Source organism: Rhizobium herbae, from assembly GCF_017873135.1.
In the GTDB taxonomy this organism is placed as follows: Bacteria; Pseudomonadota; Alphaproteobacteria; order Rhizobiales; family Rhizobiaceae; genus Pararhizobium; species Pararhizobium herbae.
Window position 1 is genome coordinate 205,353 of the sequence record NZ_JAGGJV010000009.1, and the last position, 25,815, is coordinate 231,167.

General features: G+C 60.3%; 25 protein-coding genes. 10 read left to right on the forward strand and 15 right to left on the reverse strand.

Features of this window, described 5'->3' with window-relative positions:
* Positions 1–75: 75 nt before the first annotated feature.
* Positions 76–1,134 (reverse strand): LLM class flavin-dependent oxidoreductase, encoded by a 1,059-nt coding sequence (locus J2Z75_RS23160; RefSeq protein WP_209855179.1) that lies wholly within the window; start codon positions 1,132–1,134, stop codon positions 76–78.
* Between the two features lie 144 nt (positions 1,135–1,278).
* On the reverse strand, positions 1,279–2,769 hold the full coding sequence (gene glpK, locus J2Z75_RS23165; protein ID WP_209855181.1) for a glycerol kinase GlpK: 1,491 nt from the start codon (positions 2,767–2,769) through the stop codon (positions 1,279–1,281).
* A gap of 224 nt (positions 2,770–2,993) precedes the next feature.
* Here glpK and xdhA point away from each other — a divergent pair, with 224 nt between their 5' ends.
* The 7 genes from xdhA (at position 2,994) to guaD (ending at position 12,296) form a co-directional block, all read left to right on the forward strand.
* Positions 2,994–4,469: a xanthine dehydrogenase small subunit gene (xdhA, locus tag J2Z75_RS23170; protein ID WP_209855183.1), complete on the forward strand. Its 1,476-nt coding sequence runs from the start codon at positions 2,994–2,996 to the stop codon at positions 4,467–4,469.
* 169 nt (positions 4,470–4,638) lie between these two features.
* On the forward strand, positions 4,639–6,981 hold the full coding sequence (gene xdhB, locus J2Z75_RS23175; RefSeq protein ID WP_209855185.1) for a xanthine dehydrogenase molybdopterin binding subunit: 2,343 nt from the start codon (positions 4,639–4,641) through the stop codon (positions 6,979–6,981).
* A gap of 24 nt (positions 6,982–7,005) precedes the next feature.
* The gene (xdhC, locus tag J2Z75_RS23180; RefSeq protein ID WP_407692809.1) at positions 7,006–7,818 is read left to right on the forward strand and encodes a xanthine dehydrogenase accessory protein XdhC; all 813 of its coding nucleotides are present in this window, start codon (positions 7,006–7,008) and stop codon (positions 7,816–7,818) included.
* Between the two features lie 279 nt (positions 7,819–8,097).
* Entirely contained in the window at positions 8,098–9,030 is a 933-nt protein-coding gene (locus J2Z75_RS23185; protein ID WP_209855334.1) for a LysR substrate-binding domain-containing protein, read from the forward strand.
* Positions 9,031–9,134: 104 nt separating this feature from the next.
* Positions 9,135–9,668 carry an energy transducer TonB gene (locus J2Z75_RS23190; RefSeq protein ID WP_209855189.1) on the forward strand — a complete coding sequence of 178 codons (534 nt, stop codon included), beginning with the start codon at positions 9,135–9,137 and terminating at the stop codon, positions 9,666–9,668.
* A 79-nt stretch (positions 9,669–9,747) separates the two neighbouring features.
* Positions 9,748–10,986 carry a urate hydroxylase PuuD gene (gene puuD, locus J2Z75_RS23195; RefSeq protein ID WP_209855191.1) on the forward strand — a complete coding sequence of 413 codons (1,239 nt, stop codon included), beginning with the start codon at positions 9,748–9,750 and terminating at the stop codon, positions 10,984–10,986.
* A complete protein-coding gene (guaD, locus tag J2Z75_RS23200) occupies positions 10,983–12,296 on the forward strand; it encodes a guanine deaminase (RefSeq protein ID WP_209855193.1) in 1,314 nt (437 codons plus the stop codon). Before puuD ends, guaD begins: the two co-directional genes overlap by 4 nt.
* On the opposite strand, the gene J2Z75_RS23205 is transcribed toward guaD, so the two are convergent.
* The 6 genes from J2Z75_RS23205 to J2Z75_RS23230 all read right to left on the reverse strand — a co-directional run bounded on the left by J2Z75_RS23205 (position 12,293) and on the right by J2Z75_RS23230 (position 18,837).
* Positions 12,293–12,511: a DUF6500 family protein gene (locus tag J2Z75_RS23205; RefSeq protein WP_209855195.1), complete on the reverse strand. Its 219-nt coding sequence runs from the start codon at positions 12,509–12,511 to the stop codon at positions 12,293–12,295. The two genes, guaD and J2Z75_RS23205, sit on opposite strands and share 4 nt — an antisense overlap.
* A gap of 80 nt (positions 12,512–12,591) precedes the next feature.
* Complete coding sequence (locus J2Z75_RS23210) at positions 12,592–14,523, reverse strand: beta-galactosidase (protein ID WP_209855197.1); 1,932 nt, start codon at positions 14,521–14,523, stop codon at positions 12,592–12,594.
* Entirely contained in the window at positions 14,523–15,620 is a 1,098-nt protein-coding gene (locus J2Z75_RS23215) for an ABC transporter ATP-binding protein (RefSeq protein WP_209855199.1), read from the reverse strand. The genes J2Z75_RS23210 and J2Z75_RS23215 overlap by 1 nt, the downstream gene beginning before the upstream one ends.
* A 48-nt stretch (positions 15,621–15,668) precedes the next feature.
* On the reverse strand, positions 15,669–16,520 hold the full coding sequence (locus J2Z75_RS23220) for a carbohydrate ABC transporter permease (RefSeq protein ID WP_209855201.1): 852 nt from the start codon (positions 16,518–16,520) through the stop codon (positions 15,669–15,671).
* On the reverse strand, positions 16,520–17,428 hold the full coding sequence (locus J2Z75_RS23225; protein WP_209855203.1) for a carbohydrate ABC transporter permease: 909 nt from the start codon (positions 17,426–17,428) through the stop codon (positions 16,520–16,522). The genes J2Z75_RS23220 and J2Z75_RS23225 overlap by 1 nt, the downstream gene beginning before the upstream one ends.
* Before the next feature lie 182 nt (positions 17,429–17,610).
* Complete coding sequence (locus J2Z75_RS23230; protein WP_209855205.1) at positions 17,611–18,837, reverse strand: ABC transporter substrate-binding protein; 1,227 nt, start codon at positions 18,835–18,837, stop codon at positions 17,611–17,613.
* A gap of 156 nt (positions 18,838–18,993) precedes the next feature.
* Between J2Z75_RS23230 and J2Z75_RS23235 the strand changes: the two genes are divergently transcribed.
* Both J2Z75_RS23235 and J2Z75_RS23240 read left to right on the forward strand, forming a co-directional pair.
* A complete protein-coding gene (locus J2Z75_RS23235; protein WP_209855207.1) occupies positions 18,994–19,959 on the forward strand; it encodes a helix-turn-helix domain-containing protein in 966 nt (321 codons plus the stop codon).
* A gap of 113 nt (positions 19,960–20,072) precedes the next feature.
* The gene (locus tag J2Z75_RS23240) at positions 20,073–21,209 is read left to right on the forward strand and encodes an alpha-hydroxy acid oxidase (RefSeq protein WP_209855209.1); all 1,137 of its coding nucleotides are present in this window, start codon (positions 20,073–20,075) and stop codon (positions 21,207–21,209) included.
* Positions 21,210–21,216: 7 nt separating this feature from the next.
* Here J2Z75_RS23240 and J2Z75_RS23245 read toward each other — a convergent pair whose 3' ends face one another.
* From J2Z75_RS23245 to J2Z75_RS23275, 7 genes are all read right to left on the reverse strand, one after another.
* Positions 21,217–21,501, reverse strand: a complete 285-nt coding sequence (locus J2Z75_RS23245; protein WP_209855211.1) for an addiction module antidote protein — start codon at positions 21,499–21,501, stop codon at positions 21,217–21,219.
* Positions 21,491–21,793, reverse strand: a complete 303-nt coding sequence (locus tag J2Z75_RS23250) for a type II toxin-antitoxin system RelE/ParE family toxin (RefSeq protein WP_209855213.1) — start codon at positions 21,791–21,793, stop codon at positions 21,491–21,493. The genes J2Z75_RS23245 and J2Z75_RS23250 overlap by 11 nt, the downstream gene beginning before the upstream one ends.
* 99 nt (positions 21,794–21,892) lie before the next feature.
* Positions 21,893–22,255, reverse strand: coding sequence for a hydroxyisourate hydrolase (gene uraH / locus J2Z75_RS23255; protein WP_209855214.1), 363 nt, complete (start codon positions 22,253–22,255; stop codon positions 21,893–21,895).
* Positions 22,256–22,268: 13 nt separating this feature from the next.
* The gene (locus tag J2Z75_RS23260; RefSeq protein WP_209855215.1) at positions 22,269–22,766 is read right to left on the reverse strand and encodes an ureidoglycolate lyase; all 498 of its coding nucleotides are present in this window, start codon (positions 22,764–22,766) and stop codon (positions 22,269–22,271) included.
* A 42-nt stretch (positions 22,767–22,808) separates the two neighbouring features.
* The gene (uraD, locus tag J2Z75_RS23265) at positions 22,809–23,312 is read right to left on the reverse strand and encodes a 2-oxo-4-hydroxy-4-carboxy-5-ureidoimidazoline decarboxylase (RefSeq protein ID WP_209855336.1); all 504 of its coding nucleotides are present in this window, start codon (positions 23,310–23,312) and stop codon (positions 22,809–22,811) included.
* Positions 23,312–24,241 (reverse strand): allantoinase PuuE, encoded by a 930-nt coding sequence (gene puuE / locus J2Z75_RS23270; RefSeq protein ID WP_209855216.1) that lies wholly within the window; start codon positions 24,239–24,241, stop codon positions 23,312–23,314. Before puuE ends, uraD begins: the two co-directional genes overlap by 1 nt.
* A 129-nt stretch (positions 24,242–24,370) precedes the next feature.
* On the reverse strand, positions 24,371–25,180 hold the full coding sequence (locus J2Z75_RS23275; RefSeq protein WP_209855217.1) for a DUF1045 domain-containing protein: 810 nt from the start codon (positions 25,178–25,180) through the stop codon (positions 24,371–24,373).
* 207 nt (positions 25,181–25,387) lie between these two features.
* On the opposite strand from J2Z75_RS23275, the gene J2Z75_RS23280 reads away from it, so the two are divergent.
* Positions 25,388–25,777 (forward strand): PRC-barrel domain-containing protein, encoded by a 390-nt coding sequence (locus J2Z75_RS23280; RefSeq protein ID WP_209855218.1) that lies wholly within the window; start codon positions 25,388–25,390, stop codon positions 25,775–25,777.
* The last annotated feature ends 38 nt before the right edge of the window (positions 25,778–25,815 follow it).

Consider the following 25,815-nt stretch of genomic DNA (forward strand, 5'->3'; position numbering starts at 1 on the left):
CTCTCGCTTTCGGCTGTTTATGTAACGCGCCGAAAGCGGTCGATCCAGACATCACAAGCAGGAAAATCGGCAAAATCAGGCCGTTTCCGCCTGTTTCTTCTCTTCCGCCAGTGCCGCGCGCACCAGCGGCGCCACCTTGGTGCCGTAGAGTTCGATGCCGCGCATGATCTGGTCATGCGGCATCAGTCCGATCGCCATCTGCAGCAGGAAGCGATCATTCTTGAAGATCTTCTGATGGCGGACGATCTTTTCCGCGACCGTATCGGGGTCGCCGAGGAAGAGATTGCCGTTCGGTCCGATCGACTGGTTGAAATGCGCACGGCTGGTCGGCCCCCAGCCACGCTCGCGGCCGATGCGGTTCATCACCTCGGCCTGCGGACCATAGAACTGGTCGCCGGCCTTTTCCGTCGTCTCGGCGATGAAGCCGTGCACATTGATGCTGGTTTTCAGCTTCGAGGCATCCTGTCCGGCGCGTCGCGCGGCCTCGCGGTAGAGATCAAACAGCGGCGCATAGCGGGCCGGCTCGCCGCCGATGATCGCCAGCGCCACCGGCAGGCCGAGCGCCCCGGCGCGGGCCACCGATTGCGGCGTGCCGCCGACGGCGATCCAGACCGGAAGCGGATCGTTCACAGGGCGCGGATAGACGCCGCGTCCGTTGATCGGTGCGCGCTTCTCGCCGGACCATGTGACCTTTTCGCCATCGCGGATAGCGAGCAGCAAATCGAGCTTTTCCGAAAACAGCTGGTCGTAGTCTTCGAGATCGTAGCCGAACAACGGGAAGGATTCGATGAACGAGCCCCGCCCCGCCATGATCTCGGCGCGACCGTTCGAGATCAGGTCGAGTGTGGCGAACTGCTGGAACACCCGCACGGGATCGTCGGAACTCAGCACCGTGACGGCGCTGGTCAACTTGATGTTTTTGGTCCGCGCAGCCGCAGCCGCAAGGATCATCGCCGGGGCCGAGGCGACGTAGTCCGGCCGGTGATGCTCGCCGAGACCGAACACATCAAGCCCGACCTGATCGGCCAGCTCGATTTCCTCGATCAGATGACGAACCCGCTCCTCGCCTTCCCTGCCGCGCCCGTCCGGCGCCTGCGGGTGCACATCGCCGAAGGTATAAAGACCAAGTTCCATTGCGTCCTGCCTGTTCGATCAGCCCGAGGGGCGAAGCTACTGATTGGCATCACAAATAGTCGCTCGTCGAGGCATATCACAGGCCCTGCCCTGAAACGCTGTGTTTCCAGAGAACAGGAATTGCCGAAGTCCGGACAAGTCAGATTATTCACTCAGCGTCCGCCGCACGGCATCCTTCCAGCCCTTGATCTTGGTCTTGCGTGTTGCCTCGTCCATCGTCGGTTCAAAGCGCCGGTCGCGCGCCCAGGATTTGGCAAAATCCTTCTGGTTCGGCCAGACCCCTGCCCGGCTGCCGGCAAGCCAGGCGACGCCGAGCGCCGTTGTCTCGAGAATGGTCGGTCGATCCACTGGCGCATCGAGCAGGTCGGAGAGACGCTGCATCGTCCAGTCGGAGGCGACCATGCCGCCGTCAACGCGCAGAACCGTCTCCTTGCCGTCGCTCTTCCAGTCCTTGTGCATCGCGTCGAGCAGATCGCGCGTCTGGTAGCAGACGGCCTCAAGCGCGGCGCGGGCGAACTCGGCCGGGCCGGTGTTGCGCGTCATGCCGAAGATGGCGCCGCGCGCATCCGGGTCCCAATGCGGGGCTCCAAGCCCGGTGAAGGCCGGGACGAGATAAACCTCCTGCGACGGATCGGCGCTTTCGGCCAGCGTGCCGGTATCGGAAGCCGCCTTGATCACCTTCAGCCCGTCGCGCAACCACTGAACCGCGGCACCGGCGACGAAGATCGAGCCTTCCAGCGCATAGGTGGTTTCGCCGTCAAGGCGATAGGCAATCGTCGTCAACAGCCGGTTCTTCGAGCGGACGATGTCCTTGCCGGTGTTCAGCAGCGCGAAGCAGCCGGTGCCATAGGTGGATTTCATCATGCCGGGCTGGAAGCAAGCCTGACCGATGGTTGCCGCCTGCTGGTCGCCGGCAACGCCGAGGATCGGGATCGCCGCGCCAAAGACGGACGTATCCGTCACGCCGAAATCATCAGCGCAATCCAGCACCGCCGGCAGCATCGCCTCTGGAACCCGCAGGATTTCCAGCAGGTCGCGGTCCCAGTCGTTGGTGGCGATATTGAACATCAGGGTGCGCGACGCATTGGTCGCATCGGTAACGAAGGATTTGCCGCCAGTCAGCCGCCAGATCAGGAATGTGTCGATCGTGCCGAAGCAGAGTTCGCCCTTGGCGCCGCGGGTGCGCGCGCCTTTGACATTGGCCAGCATCCAGGAAAGCTTGGTGCCGGAAAAATACGGGTCGAGCAGCAGGCCGGTCTTCTTCGTAAACGTCTTTTCCAGCCCCTGGCGCTTCAGCTTGTCGCAATAGGACGCGGTCCGGCGATCCTGCCAGACGATGGCATTGTGGATCGGTTTGCCGCTGTCGCGCTCCCAGACGACGACGGTCTCGCGCTGGTTGGTGATGCCGATCGCCGAAAGGTCGCTCGCCTTGATCCCAGCCTTGCGGATGGCTTCCTTGATCGTCCAGACGACAGTCTCCCAGATTTCCTCGGGATCATGCTCGACCCAGCCGGATTTGGGAAAATGCTGCTTGAATTCCTTCTGCCCGGACCCGGCGATTTTCTGGTCCTTGTCGAAGACGATCGCACGGCTCGATGTCGTGCCCTGATCGATTGCGAGAACATATCCGCTCATCTTGCCCCTCCCAGCGTTTCTTCTGCTCGCAATCTCTCCTCAAGACCGCAGGCCATTTCAAAAACTTCAATACGATACAAAAACGAATGTCAAACGAAAACAAAACGCAGATTCGATCGCCAACAAGGCTGCGCCTGCAAGGCACCTGCAATGGTAAAAACACAATTGTCACCGTGCTTGTTTTGGGCATAGTTTCAAGAGTCGAAATGAGAAGAAGAGACCGCATGACAGAAACGACCGACAGCATCCGTTTCATCCTGAACGAGCGGGACGTCACGCTGACATCTCTATCGCCAACCGGAACACTGCTCGATTTCCTGCGTCTCGAACTGCGGCTGACCGGCACCAAGGAAGGTTGCGCCGAGGGCGACTGCGGCGCCTGCACGGTGCTGATCGGGCGGCTGGCGGGTGACAAACTCGTCTACGAAAGTGTCAATGCCTGCATCCGCTTCACCGGTTCGCTCAACGCCACCCATGTCGTCACCGTCGAACATCTGGCGGCCAAGGACGGAACGCTGCATCCGGTGCAACAGGCCATGGTTGATTATCACGGCTCGCAATGCGGCTTCTGCACACCCGGCTTCGTCATGTCGCTCTATGGCCTCTGGTTGTCGAAGGACAAGCCGGGCCGGGCAGACATCGAAAAGGCATTGCAGGGCAATCTCTGTCGATGCACGGGCTACGAGCCGATCGTCAAGGCCGCGGAGGCCGTCACGCAGGCAAGGCCTGACGCAGTATTCGATCCCATCGTCAAGGTCCGCGAAGAGATCATTGCCAGGCTGGCGGCGATCCGTTCGACGACGACAATCCGCATGGTGAGCGGCGACGCCACCCTGATCGTCCCCGGCACAACCGCTGACCTTGTCGACGCGCTCGCGGAGCATCCGCAGGCAACGATCGTCGCCGGCTCAACCGATGTCGGCCTCTGGGTGACCAAGCAGATGCGCGAGCTCAACCCTGTCATCTTCATCAACGGGCTCGAAGACCTGCAAACCATTGGCGAAACAGACGATGGCATCACCATCGGCGCCAGCGTCAGCTACTCAGTCGCCTTCGATCTGATTTCCGCCCGCTATCCTGCCTTCGGCCGCATGCTGGACCGGCTGGGCGGCGAGCAGGTGCGCAACATGGGCACGATCGGCGGCAATGTCGCCAACGGCTCGCCGATCGGCGATACCCCGCCGCCGCTGATCGTACTCGGCGCCGGCGTCACCCTGCGATCGAAGGCCGGACAGCGCACCGTGCCGCTCGAGGACTATTTCATCGACTACGGCCGGCAGGACCGCAAACCCGGCGAATTCGTCGAGAGCATTTTCGTACCCAACCTACCCGCCGATGAGCATTTCGCTGTCTACAAGGTCTCCAAGCGGCGCGACGAGGATATTTCAGCGCTCTGCGGCGCCTTTCGCATTGCACTCGATAGCGGTGGCCTCGTGACCTCGGCACGGATCGCGTTTGGCGGTATGGCCGGCACCCCGAAACGGGCAGCAACCGTCGAGGCGGCGCTGATCGGCAAGCTTTGGAACGAGGAGACGGTTAATCTGGCGCAGGCCGCATTTGAGCAGGACTACCAGCCGCTGACCGACTGGCGGGCAACGGCCGCCTATCGCATGCTGACGGCGAAGAACCTGCTGTTGCGGTTTTTCCTGGAGACATCGGGACAAAAGGCGGAACTTGTCCGCTTTGAGGTGACGGCATGAGTGCGGGCGGCGGTTTTCCTCTTCTCCCCCGCGGGGAGAATTGCCGAGTGAAACGAGGCGATGAGGGGGTCTTGCGGCAAACACCGGTTTATGCGGCTCCCCCTCATCCGGCCCTTTGGGCCACCTTCTCCCCGCTGGGGAGAAGAGAACGAAGCGGAGGCGCATGCTGATGGACAAATCCACCTTCGACGAGCGCAAGACCATCGCCGGATCGATGCATTCCGGTCTGCGCCACGACAGCGCCCACAAGCATGTCTCCGGCACCGCTGACTATATTGACGACATTCCGGAACCGGCGGGAACGCTGCACGGTGCCTTGGGGATGACTGATCGCGCGCATGCCGAAATTATCGCCATGGACCTGTCGGAGGTCGGATCATACCCCGGTGTCGTCTGCGTGCTGACAGCCAGGGACATGCCGCATTCCAACGATATCAGCCCCAGCCATCTCGATGACGAGCCGGTGCTGGCCGATGGCCTGGTGCAGTTCCACGGCCAGCCGGCATTCGCGGTAATCGCCGAGACCCGCGATATCGCCCGGCGTGCCGCCCGCAAGGCGAAGATCACCTATCGCGACCTGCCGCACCATACCGATATCCTCGACGCGTTGGAAAATGGCGCCGAGATCGTCACCAAGCCGTTGACGCTTGCCCGAGGCGACGCAGAAGCGGAGCTGGAGCTTTCTCCGCGGCGCCTCACCGGCCGGATGCGCATTGGCGGCCAGGAGCATTTCTACCTCGAAAGCCACATCGCCATGGCCATTCCAGGCGAAGACGACGAGATCACCGTCTGGTCTTCCACCCAGCATCCGAGCGAAATCCAGCATATGGTCGGGCATGTACTCGGAGTTCCTTCCAATGCAGTAACGGTGAATGTCCGGCGCATGGGCGGCGGCTTTGGCGGCAAGGAAACGCAGGGCAACCAGTTTGCAGCACTTGCCGCCGTCGCCGCCAAGAAGCTTAACCGCGCCGTCAAGTTTCGCCCTGACCGCGACGAGGACATGACCGCGACGGGCAAACGCCACGATTTCCTCGTCGACTACGATGTCGGCTTTGACGACGACGGCCGCATCCATGCGGTCAAGGCCAACTATGCGGCACGCTGCGGCTATTCCTCCGACCTCTCGGGGCCGGTCACCGACCGTGCCCTGTTCCATGCCGACAGCTCCTATTTCTATCCGCATGTGAAGCTGACCTCGCAGCCCTTGAAGACGCACACCGTCTCCAACACAGCCTATCGCGGCTTCGGCGGACCGCAGGGCATGGTCGGCGGCGAGCGGATCATCGAGGAGATCGCCTATGCGCTCGGCAAGGATCCGCTGGAGATCCGCAAGCTGAATTTCTACGGCGAGAAAGGGTCCGGTCGCGATCTGACACCCTATCATCAGCAGGTGGAAGACAACATCATCCGACGTATCGTCGCTGAACTGGAAGAGAATGCCGACTATCAGGCGCGGCGGCAATCGGTCCTCGATTTCAACAAGACCAGCCGCATCATCCGCAAGGGCATCGCGCTGACGCCGGTGAAATTCGGCATTTCCTTCACCATGACCGCCTTCAACCAGGCGGGTGCCTTGGTGCACGTCTATCAGGACGGCTCGATCCACCTGAACCATGGCGGCACGGAAATGGGCCAGGGGCTCTATACCAAGGTGGCGCAGGTTCTGGCCGAGAGCTTCCAGGTCGATATCACCAACGTCAAGATCACCGCGACCACCACCGGCAAGGTGCCGAACACCTCGGCGACCGCCGCTTCTTCCGGCTCCGACCTCAACGGCATGGCGGCTTACGATGCCGCCCGGCAGATCAAGGAACGTCTCGTGGAGTTTGCCGCCGAGCGCTGGCAGACGGATGCGGAAAACATCAGCTTCGTGCCGAACCATGTGAAGATCGGTGAAGAATTGGTGCCCTTCCCCGACTTCATCAAGCAGGCCTACTTCGCCCGCATCCAGCTTTCCGCCGCCGGCTTCTACAAGACGCCGAAAATACATTGGGATCGCAATACCGGACGCGGCACGCCCTTCTACTATTTCGCCTATGGCGCCTCCGTCTCCGAGGTGTCCATAGACACGCTGACCGGCGAATACATGGTCGACCGCGTCGACGTGCTGCACGATGTCGGCAAGTCGCTCAATCCGGCCATCGACATCGGCCAGGTCGAGGGCGCCTTCGTGCAAGGCATGGGCTGGCTGACGACCGAAGAACTCTGGTGGGACGACAAGGGCCGTCTGCGCACCCATGCGCCATCGACCTACAAAATCCCGCTTGCCTCCGACCGGCCAAAAATCTTCAACGTCAAACTGGCGGAATGGGCCGAGAATGCCGAGATGACCATCGGCCGCTCCAAGGCGGTCGGCGAACCGCCTTTCATGCTGCCGATCTCGGTGCTGGAGGCTCTCTCCATGGCCGTCGCCAGCGTTGCGGACTACCGCGAATGCCCAAGGCTCGACACGCCGGCAACGCCGGAACGCGCGCTGATGGCGATCGAGCGCCTGCGCACGGCGAAAGCTTGAAGAGACATTGAAATGAACTTTGCAATCGATAGTCTCGAAGCCTTCCTTGAGCGCGAATACAAGCTGGTCATCGTCGAGATCAGGGAGACCTTCGGCTCGACGCCACGTGAGGCTGGTGCCTTCATGCTGGTATCACCGACTGATGCACATGGAACCATCGGCGGCGGCCAGATGGAACATCTGGCGATCGACAACGCCCGCGCGCTTCTGGCCGGCGTCAGTGACCAGGTCGAGATGGATATCCCGCTTGGGCCTGATATCGGCCAGTGCTGCGGGGGGCGCGTGATCCTGACGTTCCGCATCGGCGATGATGCCGCACGCAAAGCGCTTGAGGCGAAGCTGAAGCACAATGTCGAGACGCTGCCGGAAGTCTGGCTGTTCGGTGCCGGTCATGTCGGCCGGGCATTGGCCGATGCGCTGTTGCTGCTGCCGTTGAAGACCTACGCCGTGGAAACGCGAAAAAGCGAACTCGACCTGATGTCGGCCGGCGCCAGCCATCGGCTGGTCGCCATGCCGGAATCAATCGTCAAGGATATTGCGCCTGGCTCTGCCGTCGTCATCCTCACGCATGACCATGCGCTCGATTTCCTGATTGCAAAAGAGGCGCTGGCTCGCGACGATCTCGCCTATATCGGCATGATCGGCTCGAAGACCAAGCGCGCCACTTTTGCAAACTGGGCGAAAAAAGAGGGTTTGGGCGACGATTTGGTCGGCAGACTGGTGCTGCCGATTGGCGGCAAGGCCGTCAGTGACAAACGCCCGGCCGTAATCGCCGCCATGACATCGGCCGAAATCCTTGTCGCGATCGAGAGCTATCGGGTCAGATCCGAATCCTGACGTGAGTCGCGACCATCCATGAAACCCATATCTCTCTTCATATAGTCGGACATCACTTCGAGATCGAGTTTCGGGTAGCTTGGCCGAAGGCCGTGCAGCATGCGTGCCAGCATCGAACGCCATCCCTGGCGGCGCTTTTTCGGCATTGATTCATATCTTTCAATTGCTTGGCAATCCATAACGACACCTGTTGTTCCTGTGAAGGTGATTGCAGCATGCGCGCAAACATGCTCAAATTCCAATCGAACAACCGTCTGGATGCATCAAGAGAACTTATCCATGAAGATGTCGAAACAGTTTCCATTGAATGCGCTTCGGGTCTTCGAAGCGGCAGCCCGTCTGGGCAGTTTCACCAAGGCGGGCGCTGAACTCGGCATGACGCAGACGGCAGTCAGCTACCAGATCAAGCTGATAGAGGAGAATGTCGGCGAACCGCTGTTCCTGCGCCGGCCCCGGCAGATTGTGCTGACGGAGGTTGGCCAGAGGCTGGCGCCGAAAGTCGGGGAGGCTTTCGACATGCTGCGGGACGCCATGGCAAGTGTTCGCGACGATGCGGAAGCCACGCTTCTCATCCATTCGACGCCGACTTTCGCGTCGCAGTGGCTCGCTCACCATCTCGGCTCGTTCCAACTCAAACATCCAAGCGTCGCCGTGCGCCTGACGACCAGCGAAACCATTATCGATTTCAATCACGAAGCCGTCGATCTCGCTATCCGCTCAGGCACGGGAGATTGGCCGGGACTGATCAGCCATCCGCTCATGAGCGTCGATTTTACGCCGATGCTCAGTCGGCAACTCGCCGAAAGTGTCGGCGGCATCCACACGCCCCGCGATCTTCTCAAACTGCCGATTATCGACCCCGGTGATCCTTGGTGGACACACTGGTTTGCCGCGGCGGGCGTACACGACGCAGATCTTGCAAGTCGACCGGCGAGTCGTCTCGGCGCTCAGTCCTTCGAGGCCCGGGCGGCGATTGCCGGACAGGGTGTGGCGATCCTCACCCCGGAATTCTATCCTGACGACATTGCCCTTGGACGAATCTACCAACCGTTCGAACTGCGCGGCAATGACGGCCACCAATATTGGCTGGTCTATCAGCAGGCGAGGCGAAAATCCCCCAAGATCAAAAGCTTCCGCGACTGGATACTCAATGAATTCGCGCCCTCCGCAAGTGCCTCCAACCCCGATGCGGCTCACCAAACGGCGAATTAATCATGTCCGAAGGATTCCGTTCGAAATGCGTAAAACACGCATAGGGCGTACTTTCTTTTTCCCCACGCTTCGGTCAAAAGTGCGTGCATTCGAGGGGATCATTCATGCCGAAAACTTTTGCCATTTGCCTTTTCATGATGCTTGCACTTTCCTCATGCACCGGGGCAACCGTCGTCCATTTTGAAACCGACGCCTATGGAAGACTGGCGGATGTGAAGCTTGGCACGTCCTCCGGGGATCACGCGCGCGATCGCGCCATAGCCAACGAAGCGCGACGCCGGTTCAGCAAACTCGTTCCCGATCCCAAACCCTACCGCGACTATACCTTGACGGTCACTCCGCCCGAGAAACCGAAAAAGACGGATGCCAAAGACTACAGGGCAATGCAGAACGAACTGAAAAAGGATGCCAAGCTGCGGGAAAAAGTCTTGCAGCTTTGCCGCAAGAAGCTGGGGAAGCCTGACATTATCGCCGAAATGGCGGTCTATACGCACACGTCGTCCGCAAAGGCGCTCGAAGTCGGCTGCCAGCGCCTGACCGCTGCACTCGCCAGCGGGCGCCTGTCGTATTCCAGCTTTGAGAAGGGTCGCCAGGGCGTGAAGACGAAAGAAATGATCGCAATTCTTGCAGGGCGATAAAGACATCGCGTTTGCCTCTTTCCCATGCCGCCATTTTTTCGCACAGTAGCGAAGCGGGAGGCAAGAATGGGGACACTGAATGTATGAGTTCGCTATCGCCTGGGAATGGCTGGCCTTTGCCGTCCGCTGGCTGCACGTCATTACCGCAATCGCCTGGATCGGTTCGTCCTTCTATTTCATCGCGCTCGATCTCGGCCTCGTGAAACGCGATCATCTTCCCGCCGGCGCCTATGGCGAGGAGTGGCAGGTGCACGGCGGCGGCTTCTATCACGTCCAGAAATATCTCGTCGCCCCCGCCACAATGCCGGAACACCTCACCTGGTTCAAATGGGAGAGCTACGCCACCTGGCTGTCCGGTTTTGCCATGCTCTGTCTGGTCTACTACGGCGGCGCCGACCTCTTCCTGATCGACCGGCATGTGCTGGATATCTCCTCGACCACGGCAATCCTGATTTCGCTGGCTTCGCTCGCCGTCGGCTGGATCTTCTACGACCTGCTATGTAAGTCGCCGCTCGGCAGGAACACCTGGACGCTGATGGGCATTCTTTATACCGCGCTCGTCGTCATGGCCTGGGGCTATACACAGGTTTTCACCGGACGCGCCGCCTTCCTGCATCTCGGCGCCTTCACCGCGACGATCATGTCGGCCAATGTCTTCTTCATCATCATGCCGAACCAGCGCGTCGTCGTCGCCGACCTGATCGCCGGGCGCACGCCGGACCCGAAATATGGCGTCATTGCCAAGCAGCGTTCGCTACACAACAACTATCTGACCCTCCCCGTCATCTTTTTCATGCTGTCGAACCACTATCCGCTGGCCTTCGCCACCGCCTATAACTGGGTGATCGCGGCGCTGGTGTTCCTGATGGGCGTCACAATTCGCCACTGGTTCAACACCACCCATGCCCGCAAGGGACGGCCGACATGGACATGGCTGGTGACGCTGTTGATCTTCATCGTGATCATGTGGCTTTCGACCGTACCGAAGGTTCTGACCGGCGAGGGCACGGCCGAGGTCGCGCCCGCCTTCAAACAGTTCGCCTCCAATGCGCATTTCCCGGCCGTGAAGGATACGATCTCGACACGCTGCTCCATGTGCCATTCGGCGGAGCCCGTCTATGAAGGCATCAACCGGCCGCCGAAGGGCGTGACGCTGGAAAATGACGCGGAAATCGCCGCCCACGCCCGCGAAATCTACATTCAGGCCGGCCGCAGCCACGCGATGCCGCCTGGCAATATCACCGACATGACCAATGACGAACGCAAGCTTTTGACAGCATGGTTCGAAAGCGCCGTTTCGGAAGGCAGGACAGAATGACCGCCACCCTCATTCGCGGCCGCACATTAAGCTTTCGCCGCGTGCCAGCGAGCCTGGATGACGCTGACGCCTATAGCTATGAGACCGACGGCGCGCTGCTGGTCGAGAACGGATTGATCGTCGCGAGCGGCACCTACGAGGCCGTGAAGACGCAGGCACCTGACGGCGTGCCGGAAATCGACCACCGCCCGCACCTGATCCTGCCCGGCTTCATCGACACGCACCTGCATTTCCCACAGATGCAGGTGATCGGCTCCTATGCCGCCAACCTGCTCGAATGGCTGAACACCTATACCTTCCCGGAGGAATGCCGCTTTGTCGAGACGGCGCATGCGCAGCGCATTGCCACGCACTTCTTCGACGAAATGGTCCGCCACGGCACGACGACCGCCGTCGCCTATTGCTCCGTGCACAAGACCTCCGCCGACGCCTTCTTCGCCGAAGCGCTTGCCCGCAACATGCGCATGGTCGCCGGCAAGGTGATGATGGATCGCAACGCGCCGCAGGGCCTGCTGGACACGCCGCAAATGGGCTATGACGAAACCCGCGCTGTCATCGAACAATGGCACGGCAAGGGCCGCAACCACGTCGCCATTACGCCGCGCTTTGCCATCACCTCGACGCCCGAGCAGATGTCAGCGGCGGGAGCGCTGGTGCGCGAATTCCCCGACCTGCATGTGCAGACGCATCTGTCGGAAAATCGCGACGAGATCGATTTCACCTGCTCCCTCTATCCGGATGCCGCCGACTATACCGACGTCTATGCCCGCTACGGTCTGCTCGGCCCAAAGACGCTGTTCGGCCATTGCATCCATCTGTCGGAGCGCGAAATGGACGCGATGAGCGAGACCGGGTCGATCGCCGTCCACTGCCCGACGTCCAACCTCTTCCTCGGCTCCGGGCTGTTTCCATTGAAAAAGCTGGTCAATCGCGAAAAACCCGTCCGTGTCTCTGTCGCCACCGATATCGGCGGCGGATCGAGCTATTCGATGCTGCGTACCATGGACGAGGCCTACAAGATCCAGCAATTGCAGGGCGAACGCCTAAACCCGTTCGAGAGTTTTTACTACATGACGCTCGGCAATGCCGAAGCACTGTCGCTTACCGACAAGATCGGCACGCTGGAGCCCGGCACCGATGCCGATTTCATCGTGCTGAACATGGCGGCAACCCCGGCCATGGCGCTGAAGGCGGAGGTTGTGACCTCGCTCGCCGACGAGCTTTTCCTGCTGCAAACGATGGGGGATGACCGGGCGATTGCCGAGACCTATGTGGCGGGCATGGCGGCGAAGGCTGAGTTGACCGGCTAAGCCATCTCTTCAACCATTGCCCTGATCTTCACGGCCTTTTCGAAGTGATCCAGCTTATGTGTCCGGATCCACCATTCCGCGGCTTCCATCAGCAATTCGGGGTCATCATTCCTGTTGGCGAAGAACGCATAGAAGGAGAGCCCGACACCGGGGCCTTTTTCTGCGATCTTGCGATCGCAGACTTCTATGATTTTCTCTCTCAAGCTGGTTCTCATTCAAAATCCCAATATACAAAAAAGCGATCTCCTCTTGTGACGAAGATCGCTTTTTACGCAAGGGCAATGAGGAGGATTGCTTATTCCCGCCAGGCCACCACGGTCTGCGGCTTCACCTGCGCCTCGCCGAGAATGAGCTTACCAGCGGCCGGGCTTGCCCAGGCCTCCGTCCCGTAGTTGAAAGCAAAGGTCACCCCGCCCCGCCTGCGCAGCCGGATGTGATCGGGCAGTGCCACCGTCTCAAGACCGGCTTTCGCCGCCAGATGAGTCAGCGTCTGCTGAAGCAGGCTCTGATCCGGCCAGCAGGCGAGATAGTGGTGCCCGCCCTTCGCGGTCAACGCCGCATCGCCGTTACCGAAGCGCGCCAGCACTTCACTGTCCGTCTCGACATATTCCCGCCAGCGGATGGCGGCACCGGAGACCGTGCCGGAAACGGCATCCTCGAGACCGGGACGCAGCGATGAAACCTGTGTCAGACGGATGCCGGTGAGTGCGGCAAGCGGACCCGGCGGCAGATTGTCAGGAATGGCAAACTGGCGTGTGCGCGAGCCGGTGCGCGGGCCATAGAGCACGATGCCATGAGCGGCGCTGAAAGCCTGAAGAGCAGCGTCCGATACCATCATCAGCGACGGAACCAGCACCAGCTTGTAGCCGTCAAGCGGGGCACCGGGGGGAACAAAATCGACGTTCAGGCCGAGCTTGCGCACCGCTTCGTACCAGCGGAAGGCCAGATCGTGATACTGGAAATCCCTGCCCTGCGGCTGGATGGCGGTGGCCCAATAGGTCTCGTAATCATAGACGATGGCGACCGGCGCCTGTTCGGTTGCCGGCAACGCGCCGGTCTCGACAATCTCGCGGCCAGTGGTTTCCGCCTCGAAGCCACCGACAGACAACTCATCCGAGCCCGGCAGGTTGAGACCGGCATGCATCTGCTCCTGCGCGAAGGGTGCCTGGCGCCAGCGGAAATAGCTGACCACTTCGGCCCCATGCGCCAAGGCTTCCCAGGTCCAGAGACGCACCATGCCCGGCTTCGGCACAGGGTTCCACGGCGCCCAGTTCACCGGCCCCGGCTGCTGCTCCATGATCCAGAACCGGCCGCGGCCGACGCCGCGGTAGAGATCGTGGTGGAACGGTGCGATATCGGGATGCGATGTCTCGGCCCAGCGGTTTTTCTCTTCCTGGCTGAACGGGAATTTCTCGACGAAGCCGATCGGATAGCTGTCCCAGGAGGCGATATCGAGATTTTCGCCGACCTTCCAGTGATCGAAATCGTTGATGAAGCCCATGAAATTATGGGTGATCCAGCGGCCCGGCGAATGCTTGCGGATGATCTCGCACTGCATCTTGTCGTAGGCCGCCACCTGCCCCGACTGGAAGCGCCAGAAATCGAGTCGTGCCGCCGGGTTCGTCTCGGTGACGGTGAGGTTCGGCAGAACCACGTCTTCGAAACTGTTCACCTCCATCGACCAGAACACATTGCCCCAGGCCTCGTTGAGCTGTTCGGTCGACTGGTAGCGCAGCCGCAGCCAGCGGCGGAACGCCTTCAGGTCTTCCGGTCCCCAGGACTGCGTCGTGTCGTGGCAGCCATATTCGTTGTCGGTCTGCCAGCCGTCGAGTGCCGGATGTTCGCCGTAGCGCTTGGCGATGATCTCGACGATGCGCGCACTTTCGCGCCACCAGACTTCGGACGAAAACGTGTAGTGCCGGCGCGAACCGAAGCCGCGCACATGGCCCTGATGATCGACCGGAGCGATCTCCGGATATTCGTCCATCAGCCATTTCGGCGGCGTCGCCGTCGGTGTGCCAAGCACGACCTTCAGCCCGGCGGCACCGAGCGTGTCCATCGCACGGTCGAGCCAGCCGAAATCGAACTCGCCCCGCTTCGGCTCCAGCCGCGACCAGGCGAATTCGCCGATGCGGACGAAGGAGATGTTAAGCTCCCGCATACGGCGGGCGTCCTTTGCCCACCAGGCTTCTGGCCAGTGTTCCGGATAATAACAAACGCCAAGCATTATTTCGTCAGATCCCCGTTGATGATGGCGACGCCCGAGGCGTCAAAGAGATGGCAGGCCTTCGGCGGGATGCCAATGCGGAAATCCGCGCCCGGCTTCGCCGTGGCCAGCCCATCGGCCTTGACGGCGATATCGCTGCCATCGGCAAGGCTTACATAGAACATGGTCTCGGAGCCGAGATATTCGGCGAGCCTGAGCTTCGCAGGCAGGATGGCCCCGTCCCTGGCGTCCGCATCGATATGCTCGGGGCGAATGCCCAGCGTGACGCTCTGGCCTTGGCTGACGCTGGAATTGCCGGCGGGCAGCAGAATATCGACGCTGTCGGGCAGCGTGACGCGGATCTGGTCGCCGGCGGGTGCTGCCGTCGCCTTCAGAAAATTCATCTTCGGCGAGCCGATGAAGCCGGCGACGAAGATGTTTTTCGGCCGGTGGTAAAGTTCGAGCGGCGAACCGATCTGCTCGATCGAACCGGCACTCAAAACCACGATCTTGTCGGCCATGGTCATGGCTTCCACCTGATCGTGGGTGACGTAGATCATCGTTGCCTTGAGGTCCTGATGCAGCGTGCTGATCTCGGTGCGCATCTGCACGCGCAGCGCCGCGTCGAGGTTGGAGAGCGGTTCGTCGAACAGGAACACCTCCGGATTGCGCACGATGGCACGGCCAATGGCGACGCGCTGGCGCTGGCCGCCGGAGAGTTGGGATGGCTTGCGGGTGAGAAGCGGCTCGAGTTGCAGCATCTTCGCGGCATGTTTGGTGCGCTTCTCGATCTCGGCCTTGTCGTGGCCGGTCATGCGCAGGCCGAAACCGATATTGTCGGCGACAGTCATGTGCGGATAGAGCGCATAGGACTGGAACACCATGGCGACGCCGCGCTCGGACGGGCCGACATGGGTCATGTCGTTGCCGCCGATCTTCAGGTCACCGGAGGAAATTTCCTCAAGGCCTGCGATCATGCGCAGAAGGGTGGACTTTCCGCAGCCGGACGGACCGACGAAGACGCAGAACTCGCCATCGGCGATGGTGAGGTCAACACCCTTGATGACGCTGACGGCGCCGAACTGTTTCTTGACATTGTGGAGCGTGACATCAGCCATTGGCCTTGCCTCCCGAGATTAGATGAATGGTGGAAAAGCAGGCGGCGATCATCCCTTGGTCGCTCCCAGCGTCAGACCGGCGATGAAATGCTTCTGCATCAGGAAGAACATCAGGACCGGCGGCATGGCAGCAACGATGGAGCCGGCCGAGACCAGATGCCAGGCGGCGATCCACTGGCCGTTCAAAGAGTAGAGCCCTGCCGTCACCGGCATCGCATGCTGGCCCTGCACCAGCACCGTCGCCCAGAAATAATCGTTCCAGATGAAGGTGAAGACCAATACGGAAAGGGCCGCGATGGCCGGACGCATCAGCGGCAGGACGATATAGCGGAAGATCCGCCACTCGCTGACACCCTCGACGCGGGCGGATTCGATCAGCGCGAACGGTAGGGACTTGATGAAGTTGCGCATGAACAGCGTGCAGAATCCGGTCTGGAAGGCGACATGGAAAAGCACGAGGCCGGAAATACTGTCGTAGAGCCCCGCCTTCAGCGTCATGTCGCGCACCGGAACCATGAGGATCTGGAAAGGGATGAAATTGCCGGCCACGAACAGGAAGAAGACGATGAGGTTGGCGCGGAACTTGTAGACCGCCAGCGCAAAGCCGGACAGGCAGGCAAGCCCGACCGCGCCGATAACCGTCGGGATCGTCACCTTGAAGGAATTGAGGATATACCACCCGATCGGCGAATCCCGGAACACGGCGGTATAATTCTCGAAACCGGCAAAGCGCGACGGCATGCCGAAATAGTTGCCGGCGGCAAGGTCGCCGGAGGGGCGGATCGAGGTGATGGCAACGCCGATCAGCGGCAACAGCCAGACGATCAGCGCGATCGGCAGGATAATCGTATAGGCGTGGCGCACCCAGGCCGGGGCCTTCTGGACAGGGGTTGGAAACATCAGGCGTTCCTTTCCTGCATCAGCATGCGCACGATGAACAGCGTGATGAAGACCATCATGATCATGAACAGAACGACCGCGATCGCCGCGCCGTAACCCATGCGGTAGCCGTATTCCGACAGCGCCTGCTCGTACATGTAGAAGGACAACACGCGGCTCGATCCGTAGGGTCCGCCGTCGGTCATGATCGACACCAGGTCGAAGGAGCGCAGCGCGCCGATGACGGTGACGACGATGGCAATGAAGGTGGCGGGACCAAGCTGCGGCAGCACGATATTCCACAAGAGCGACCAGCCCTTGGCACCGTCCATGCGGGCGGCTTCCACCTGCTCCGGATTGATGTTGTTGAGGCCCGTCAGGTAGAGGATCATGCAATAGGCAATCTGCGGCCAGAGGCCGGCGGCGATGATGCCGAGCGTCACGTAGCGCTCGTCGGCCAGGATGGCGATATTCTCGCCGCTCACCGCCTTGATCAGCGCCGAGAGCAGGCCGAAGTCCGGCGCATAGAACCAGGTGAAGATCAGGCCGACGACGACCTGACTGATGACGAATGGAAAGAAGAACAGCGACTTGTAAAGCCGGATACCGGCGACCGTCTGGTTGAGGAACAGCGCCACCGCAAGCCCGGCAGGCACTGCGAGCAGATAGAGCACCAGCCACAGGATGTTGTTCTTCAGCGAAGTGTAGAACGCCTCGTCATCGAGAAGCTCGACATAGTTGGCCATGCCGATCCAGGTCTTGGCACCCAGACCGTCCCAATCGTAGAAACTGATCCAGATGGATTCGAAGATCGGGATGATCACATAGATCGAAAACATGATCATGCCGGGCGCCAGAAACAGCCAGGGCGCCAGGCGCTGCTGGTTGCGTTTCCAGTAACTCGACGTCGCGGGAACGGTGCTGCTCATCGCGGCCCCTTTGCTGAAGTAATTTGAAAACAATCGACCTTAACCGGCGGTAGCCCCTCACCCTAGCCCTCTCCCAGCAGGCGGGGAGAAGGGACGACAGAGGTTGCCGCTTGTCCCTTCTCCCCGTCACAACGGGGAGAAGGTGCCCGACAGGGCGGATGAGGGGCCGACACCCAAGGGCGTTACTTGTAGATACGCCCGCGCGCCTTTTCGAGGCGTTCGAGGATCGTATCGACATTATCAGGCTTGACCATGAACTGCTGGAAGCCTTCCATTCCGACCTTGGCCATTTCCGCCGGTGCGTCGCGGTCGTAGAACTGGGCAAGCGCATAGGCGTTCGCCAGCATCTCGAAACCGGCCTTCAGGAACGGATCGTTCGATTTTGCCGACTGGTTGTTGACCGGAAGCTGACCTAGAACCTCGTTCATCTTGGTCTGCGCTTCAGGCGTCGCAAGATAAGCGAGGAACTTGCGGGCGTCTTCCTTGTTCTTCGCACCCGACGGGATGTGGAAGGATTCGGTCGGTGCGTCTTCGGCCATCGGAATGCCTGCGGTGATTTCCGGGAACTGCAGGAAGCCGATCTGGTCAGCCTTCAACCCGCCGTCCACCATAGCGGCGACGGCAAAATTGCCCATCAGATACATCGGGGCCTTGCCCTGGACGAACTGCGGAATGGCATCCTGCCAGTCGATGGCGGCATGGTTTTCCAGGAAGTAGCCCGGTTTCACTAGTTCGGCCCACTTTTCGAACACGGCCTTCACCTTCGGATCGGTGTAGGGAACCTTGCCGGCCGTGAGGTCCATGTGGAATTCATAGCCGTTGACGCGCAGGTCGAGATAGTCGAACCAGCCGCCGGTCGGCCACAAGGCCTTGGTGCCGATTGCAAACGGTGTCATGCCGGCCGCCTTGATCTTTTCGCAGGCTGCGATCAGTTCGGCCCAGTTCTTTGGTGGGGTGATGCCTTCCTTTTCGAAGATGTCCTTCCGGTAGTAGATGCCCCACTGATAGTAGGAATAGGGGATGCCCCATTTCTTGCCGTCAATTTCCATCGACTTGACGGCCGATTTCAGCTGGTCGTCCAGCTTGTTTTCGGTCCAGAGGTCGGTCACATCCTCGAAAAGGCCGGCCTTGACAAAAGGCGCCATGCGGTTGCCGGAATACCAGGACACCACGTCGGGCGCATCGGCGGTCAGGAAGTTGCGGATCGCCGACTTGTAGCCTTCGTGGTCGAAATTGTTCCACTTGACAGTAACGTCCGGATTGGCGGCCTTGAAGCCTTCGAGCAGCGTTTCCATCGCCTTTTTCGGCGCCGGATCGGACTGGTCGGAGTTGATCACAAGCTCGCCGGCGAAAGCGGTCGAGACGGTCAGCGCATAGCCGAGCGCGAGCGCGGCTTTAAAAGAATTCATGATATCCTCCCAAGGATCAGCGTGTGGTGCCGTTGCATCCTGCGGCTGGTCTGTTCCTCTTCCCCGCATGAGCCGCTTGACCTTGCTGCCGAAACCCGCAATCTACTTCCGATATTCCGGCATTAAATTCCGCTATCCTAAGGTCTGCACGATACCATGACGAGACGCCGCAAACCCGTGAACCTGCTCGGCGCTACCGCTGTGCATCCGGAACGCGACCCGGCCCATCCGCTGGTGGTCTTTGGCGACCACCGGTTCTGTGCCGGCGACAACATCAATGTGCGGCGCATGGAAGGCCCGCACATGCACAGCCAGATCGAACTCAACTTCGTGCTCGAAGGCGAGATGACCTATTGGTTCGACGGGCGCGAACTCAGCGTTTCCGAAGGCCGGCTTTGCCTGTTCTGGGGGATGATCCCGCATCAGGTGACGGATATCAAAGACCCGACCCGGTTCATCTGCCTCTACGTGCCGATGTCGGTTTTCCTCGCGCTGCCGAGCCTCAGCCGTTTCCGCGATGCGGTGTTTCGCGGCGCGATGATCGAGGCGCTGGATATTCGCCCCTATGACCGCGACATTTTCATACGCTGGCGCGAAGAGCTTCTGTCCGGAGACGCGGAGCTGGAACAGATCGTCCGCGAGGAACTGGGCGCCCGCGTGCGCCGGCTTGACCGCGAAGGCTGGCAGGACCTGCGCGAGCAGGGCTCGGCCATAGCCTCCTTCGAGCATCACGATGCCGACCGCATGTTCCATGTCGAGCGCATGATGCGCTTCATCACCGAGCATGCGCTGGAAAACATATCGGCCGAGGATGTCGGGCGCGATGTCGGCCTGCACCCGAACTACGCGATGGGTATCTTCAAACGCACGGTCGGCGTGACCATAAACCAGTCGATTATCCGGCATCGGTTGGACACCGCCCAGTCGCTGCTGATTTCCACCGACCTGCCGATCACGTCCATCGCCTTCGAGGCTGGCTTCGGTTCTCTTTCCCGCTTCTATGAAGCCTTTCACGATCGGTTCGGCACGAAACCGGGAACGTTCCGGCGCCGTCTCGCCAAGCCGCCGCGGGCGCGCGAGGTGCATGCGACGGTGAACGGACAGATCGCCGACGGCGGCTGACCGTTCACCGTCAAAGAGGTAAAATAATTTTACCTCTTTGACCTTCTGCTCTTAACAACCGTTCCCGAAACATGATATTGCCGGGGCATCCCTTGAGATGGAAACCCGAACCCATGTCCAAAATCCTCGAAATCAGCGATCTGAAGGCCCTTGCCAAGCGCCGCGTGCCGAAGATGTTCTTCGACTATGCCGACAGCGGCGCCTGGACCGAGGGTACCTATCGCGCCAACGAGGAGGATTTCCGCAAGGTGAAGTTGCGCCAACGGGTGCTGGTCGACATGACCAACCGCTCGCTCGAAAGTACGATGATCGGCCAGAAGGTTTCGATGCCGGTGGCATTGTCGCCGACCGGGCTGACCGGCATGCAGCATGCCGACGGCGAGATGCTGGCAGCAAGGGCGGCAGAGGAATTCGGCGTACCCTTCACGCTGTCGACGATGAGTATCTGCTCGATCGAGGATGTGGCGTCCGTGACGACAAAACCCTTCTGGTTCCAGCTTTACGTCATGCGCGACCGGGAGTTCGTCAAGAACCTGATCGACCGCGCCAAGGCGGCGAAATGCTCGGCGCTGGTGCTGACGCTCGACCTGCAGATTCTGGGCCAGCGCCACAAGGACCTGCGCAACGGCCTCTCCGCCCCACCGAAATTCACGCCCAAACATATCTGGCAGATGGCGACACGGCCGCTCTGGTGCATGCAGATGCTGCAGACCAAGCGTCGCAGCTTCGGCAATATCGTCGGCCACGCCAAGAACGTCTCTGACCTCTCGTCGCTTTCTTCGTGGACGGCCGAACAGTTCGACCCGCAGCTGTCATGGGAAAATGTCGAGGAAATCAAGAAGATGTGGGGCGGCCCGCTCATTCTGAAGGGCATTCTCGACGTCGAGGACGCAAAGATGGCCGCGCGCACCGGCGCCGACGCGATCATCGTTTCCAACCACGGCGGCCGCCAGCTCGACGGCGCCCCCTCCTCCATCAGCATGCTGCCAAGGATCGTCGATGCGGTCGGCGACCAGATCGAAGTCCATGTCGACGGCGGCATCCGCTCCGGTCAGGATGTGTTGAAGGCGGTCGCGCTCGGCGCCAAGGGCACCTATATCGGCCGCCCCTTCCTCTACGGCCTCGGCGCCGGCGGCAAGGCTGGCGTCACCACTGCGCTGGACATCATCCGCAAGGAACTCGACATCACCATGGCGCTCTGCGGCAAACGGGATATCCGCGATATCAACCGGGATGTGATTGCGGAATGATCGGCGCTTATGCAGGCGTAACAGTCAGATTGACGCCAAGCGCCTTGACCACACCGAGAAGCGTTGAAAGCTTGGGGTCGCCTTCCGCGCTCAAAGCCTTGTAAAGAGCCTCTCGCGTTACTCCAGCATCCTTGGCAACTTGCGTCATGCCCCTTGCCCGGGCAACAACACCAAGAGCAGCCGTGATATAGGTCGCGTCGCCGGTTTCAAAGGCATCACCGAGAAGCTCGGCCTGTGATTCAGCTGTATCGACATATTGTGCCGCATCAAACGGCAGTGTTTCAATTGCCATGATCTATGTCCAAATCGCCCGCCATTGCCTTGGCTCTCCTGATGTCCTTGCTTTGTGTGCTTTTATCTCCACCGCAGAGAAGGATAACAAGAACATTTCCGCGCTGAACGAAATAAACGCGGTAACCTGGTCCCTGATCGACACGAAGTTCGCCAATACCATCGAAAAACTTTGCATCTCCGAAAAGGCCAGCCTGAAGACGCACGACACGCTGGGCAATGCGCGTTCTGGCTCGCCCGTCTTTCAGGTTTTCAAGCCAATCCCGGAAAAGGACAGTTTGGCGAACTTCCATTCTCAAGTCCTAGATTACAGAAAAAAACCGTGAACTACAATTCACAATTCCAATATGGCAGGGTCGAGCGACGATTTCAGATTGTCATTTTAAGGGCGCTCAACTGCCCCGATAGGTCGAGTAGCTGAACGGCGAAAGCAGCAGCGGCACGTGATAATGGCTGGTCTCATCGGCAATCCCGAAGCGCAGCGGGATGAGATCGAGAAAAGTCGGCTCCGGCAAGGCGCCGCCGGTTGCGCGCAGATAGTCTCCCGCGTGAAACAGCAACTCGTAAGTCCCGACAGCGAATGCTTCACCCTCCAGCATCGGCCCATCAACCCGGCCGTCGCTGTTGGTTTCGACCGAACGCAGCAGCCGCCGCCCCTCGCCCTCGATAAGGAACAAATCGATCTTCAAACCCCTGGCGGGCTTGCCGAGAGCGGTATCGAGGACATGGGTTGTCAGGCGGCCGGACGTGCTCATGGAAACCTCGTATTCAAACTGGGTTCGGAATGACGAAGGGCTCGTCGTAGGAGACCTCTTCCAGATTGTTGCCCGGCCCGTCGCGATCGACAACCACAAAATCGCTGACCGCGCCGACAGCCATCAGCGGATGGTGCCAGATATTACGGCCATAATTGACACCCTGGCTGCCTGTTGCGAGAAAAACACGCGGAAAACCCGGTTTTCCGCCCTCATCCGGCGCGACGATTGCCAGCCATGGACCGCCGCCGATCGGCGAGAAACTCTGCGAGCCCAGCGGATGGCGCTCCATCATTGTCAGACCATAGGGGAAGCTCCGAGGCTGGCCGCGAAAGATATTGATGATCACACGGGCGCCGTCGCCCGTCACATCGGCCAGCCCCAGCGCATGAAACCGCTCGGTCGAACCGCCATTGATCAGCCGCATCGAAGCCGGATCAGGTTCAATAACCGTACCAAACGGCGCAAAAGCCGTCTGCGTCAGCGGCTCGATCGTCAAAAGCTTCGGCATCAGTTTCGCAGTCCCGCCACAGGAAAGCCTGGCGGCATCGTCTTAGGCATTGTCTTCTCCCGGAAGCATCGAACGCAAACGCAACAGCGCGATCTTTTCGACCTGCGCTGACGCTGTCTCAAATTCCTCTTCCGGGCTGTTGTCAATCCGCCTTTCGAAAGCGGCGAGAATATCGTCTTTCGTCAGGCCTTTCACCGCGATGATGAAGGGAAAGCCGAATTTTTCCGTGTAGGCCGTGTTCAGGCCGGAGAAGCGTGCGTGTTCGCTGGCCGTGAGCCGGTCGAGGCCGGCGGATGCCTGCTCGGCCTTGGAATCCTCCGTCAGACCTCCAGCGATCGCCAGTTTTCCCGCAAGATCGGGATGGGCTCTCAAAACCGCAAGGCGCTCGGCATGCGAGGCAGGGCGAAACGCGGCAACCAGCGCCGAATGCACGGCGTTCGCCGTCAGCACGATGTCGGCATTCCGGTCGAAGGCTCTCTCGGCCACCCAGGGCGAATGCTCGAAGACGCCGCCGAACCGCTCGACGAAGCTTTCCCTCGTGCCGATCACAATCCACCCTCCGGCTTGTGATGTTCATGCCAGTGCCGGGCGATATCGATGCGCCGGGGAATCCAGACCTTCTCGTGGCTGAGTACATAGTCGACGAAACGCGCCAGGGCCGCGGCCCGGCCGGGACGGCCGACGAGGCGGCAATGCAGGCCGACATTCATCATCTTCGGACTGCCGTCCTTGCCCTCCGCGTAGAGCACGTCGAACGTGTCTTTCAGATAGGTGAAGAACTGGTCGCCGGAATTGAAGCCCTGCGGCGTTGCAAACCGCATGTCGTTGGCATCGAGCGTATAGGGAATGATCAGATGCGGCTTGTCCGTGGTCAGGCCCGGAACCCAATAGGGCAGTTCATCGGCATAACTGTCGGAGGAATAGACGAAACCGCCCTCCTCCAGCACCAGTTTCAACGTGTTGGCAGACGGTTTGCCCTGATACATGCCGAGCGGGTGCGAGCCGGTCAGTTCCTTGTGCAGGCGCACGGCCTCGAAGATATGCTTGCGTTCTTCTTCTTCGGAAAAATCCTTGTATTCCAGCCAGCGATAACCGTGGCTGGCGATTTCCCAGCCGGCTTCCTTCATGGCGGCGACCGCTTCCGGATTGCGTGCCATAGCAAGCGTCACGCCATAGACCGTGACATCGACATTGCGGCTGGTGAACATCCGCCAAAGCCGCCAGAAACCGGCGCGCGCCCCATATTCGTAGATCGATTCCATGTTGAGATTGCGCTGCCCGGGCCAAGGCTGGGCGCCGACGATCTCCGACAGCAGCGATTCGGAGGACTTGTCGCCATCGAGGATAGAACTTTCGCCGCCTTCCTCGTAATTGACCACGAATTGCACGGCGATATGCGCATCGCCCGGCCAGCGGACCTGCGGAAGATCGCGGCCATAGCCGATGAGATCGCGCGGATAGGATTGTTCTGCCATCAAATCACCCTTCGAATGTGCCGGAACGGTAGCATCCGAGACCGGAAAGTCGAAGTCAAAATGGTGAAATGCGCAGTCTATCCAAGACTGGGAAAGGCTGTTGCGTGGACCGCAACAACCCCGACCTCCTTAGCAGTTCGCCTGGAGACGCCGAGCGACAAGAGCCGCCTTTGTCTCCGAAATGCGTGGCGACACGTCCGAGATTGCCGTCGCACGCGTCGTGACACCGGCGGCGACGGGGCGGTGCGCCGACAGCTTGCCAAGTGGATGCTGCGAATGGACGCGCAGCGGCGCGCCCGGTTCCGGCTCGATGAAGAGCGCAAGGCTTGAAATCTTCAGCGGCTCGTTCAGCAAAGGCCCGAAAAATTCACGCAACGCCGTCTCGAACCGGGCATTGAGATTGGAATTCACCGGCCCCGTCAGCATCATGTGAAAACGGAACTCGTCCATCACGTAAGGGTAACCCCAGCGGTGCAGATTGGAAAACTGCGGCGCCGTCAAGCGGTCTGGATCGCGGCGCTCGATCTCGGCATCGCTCAGCGGCGCACGGAAAGCGTCGAAAGCCTGGACGACGGAGGCCGCCAGATGGTTCATCTGTTCGCTGGGAACCGAAGGGGCAAGGCCGAAGAATTCGCCCAGTCTCGATATTTCCATGCGGGGAATTTCGAACGGCGTCATCGTGCTGGCGAAATGCATCAGCGATTTCAGCAGCGCCGATTCGCTGGTTTCCGGACTAAGCCAGAACGGCGCCTTGATGGTGCCGTGAAATCCATACCGGCGCGGCACGGCCGTGTGAAAAGCCAATTCCTGCCGGCTGAACCCGGCAATCGACGGTGCCTCCGGCGCCTCGCCGGAATAGACGTTGCGGCCAAGCCAGCTGGCCGCGGCGACCGACAAGGGGTCGTATATCGACGGCGTAAAATAGATGGCGTAACGCATGGGCTCCGCTCCGTTGCATCTCGTTCTGCGACCGGGGTTAAGCGATTTGCGTGACAGAATGACGAAGAATCGCCGTTTTCAACCGGTGGCTAGCTGCCAGCTCACTCGGGAAAAGCGGCAATCTGGCCGAAAACACGGAAAATCAGCCGGAACCAACCGGCTTTTGTTTCGTTTTCTCCGCGGCAACACCAAAAACGGAGAAGAATCATGACTTACCAGGACACCAATCGCCAAGACGCCGACATCAAGGAAACCCATGACCTGATCGCCAGCGACAAGGTCGAGGGTACCCGCGTTTACGGCCAGGACGGCAAACATATCGGCTCGATCGAGCGCGTGATCCTGGAAAAACGTAGCGGCCGCGTCTCCTATGCCGTTCTCGGCTTCGGCGGGTTCCTCGGCATCGGCGAAGATCACTACCCGCTCCCATGGGCCAAGCTGAGTTATGACGAAAACCTTGGCGGCTATCGCACCGACCTGACACGTGAGCAGGTGGAAAATGCGCCAAAATATGAAGGCGAAGACGAGTACGACTGGAACAAGGAAAACGGCCGCCGCGTCTATGACTATTACGGCGTCCCGCCCTATTGGATGTAACCCGTCCTCATCAACGTTGGAAAGAGCCCTGCGTCCGC

Bases quoted from the DNA above. Each gene is read 5' to 3' on its own strand.
- xdhA (WP_209855183.1), top strand. From the start codon at position 2,994: ATGACAGAAACGACCGACAGCATCCGTTTCATCCTGAACGAGCGGGAC.
- puuE (WP_209855216.1), bottom strand. From the start codon at position 24,241: ATGGCAGAACAATCCTATCCGCGCGATCTCATCGGCTATGGCCGCGAT.
- puuD (WP_209855191.1), top strand. From the start codon at position 9,748: ATGTATGAGTTCGCTATCGCCTGGGAATGGCTGGCCTTTGCCGTCCGC.
- guaD (WP_209855193.1), top strand. From the start codon at position 10,983: ATGACCGCCACCCTCATTCGCGGCCGCACATTAAGCTTTCGCCGCGTG.
- J2Z75_RS23205 (WP_209855195.1), bottom strand. From the start codon at position 12,511: ATGAGAACCAGCTTGAGAGAGAAAATCATAGAAGTCTGCGATCGCAAG.
- J2Z75_RS23225 (WP_209855203.1), bottom strand. From the start codon at position 17,428: ATGAGCAGCACCGTTCCCGCGACGTCGAGTTACTGGAAACGCAACCAG.
- xdhB (WP_209855185.1), top strand. From the start codon at position 4,639: ATGGACAAATCCACCTTCGACGAGCGCAAGACCATCGCCGGATCGATG.
- J2Z75_RS23210 (WP_209855197.1), bottom strand. From the start codon at position 14,523: ATGCTTGGCGTTTGTTATTATCCGGAACACTGGCCAGAAGCCTGGTGG.
- J2Z75_RS23185 (WP_209855334.1), top strand. From the start codon at position 8,098: ATGAAGATGTCGAAACAGTTTCCATTGAATGCGCTTCGGGTCTTCGAA.
- J2Z75_RS23160 (WP_209855179.1), bottom strand. From the start codon at position 1,134: ATGGAACTTGGTCTTTATACCTTCGGCGATGTGCACCCGCAGGCGCCG.
- J2Z75_RS23235 (WP_209855207.1), top strand. From the start codon at position 18,994: ATGACGAGACGCCGCAAACCCGTGAACCTGCTCGGCGCTACCGCTGTG.
- J2Z75_RS23215 (WP_209855199.1), bottom strand. From the start codon at position 15,620: ATGGCTGATGTCACGCTCCACAATGTCAAGAAACAGTTCGGCGCCGTC.
- J2Z75_RS23220 (WP_209855201.1), bottom strand. From the start codon at position 16,520: ATGTTTCCAACCCCTGTCCAGAAGGCCCCGGCCTGGGTGCGCCACGCC.
- J2Z75_RS23245 (WP_209855211.1), bottom strand. From the start codon at position 21,501: ATGGCAATTGAAACACTGCCGTTTGATGCGGCACAATATGTCGATACA.
- J2Z75_RS23250 (WP_209855213.1), bottom strand. From the start codon at position 21,793: ATGGAAGTTCGCCAAACTGTCCTTTTCCGGGATTGGCTTGAAAACCTG.
- J2Z75_RS23230 (WP_209855205.1), bottom strand. From the start codon at position 18,837: ATGAATTCTTTTAAAGCCGCGCTCGCGCTCGGCTATGCGCTGACCGTC.
- J2Z75_RS23275 (WP_209855217.1), bottom strand. From the start codon at position 25,180: ATGCGTTACGCCATCTATTTTACGCCGTCGATATACGACCCCTTGTCG.
- J2Z75_RS23190 (WP_209855189.1), top strand. From the start codon at position 9,135: ATGCCGAAAACTTTTGCCATTTGCCTTTTCATGATGCTTGCACTTTCC.
- J2Z75_RS23260 (WP_209855215.1), bottom strand. From the start codon at position 22,766: ATGCCGAAGCTTTTGACGATCGAGCCGCTGACGCAGACGGCTTTTGCG.
- J2Z75_RS23280 (WP_209855218.1), top strand. From the start codon at position 25,388: ATGACTTACCAGGACACCAATCGCCAAGACGCCGACATCAAGGAAACC.
- J2Z75_RS23240 (WP_209855209.1), top strand. From the start codon at position 20,073: ATGTCCAAAATCCTCGAAATCAGCGATCTGAAGGCCCTTGCCAAGCGC.
- glpK (WP_209855181.1), bottom strand. From the start codon at position 2,769: ATGAGCGGATATGTTCTCGCAATCGATCAGGGCACGACATCGAGCCGT.
- uraH (WP_209855214.1), bottom strand. From the start codon at position 22,255: ATGAGCACGTCCGGCCGCCTGACAACCCATGTCCTCGATACCGCTCTC.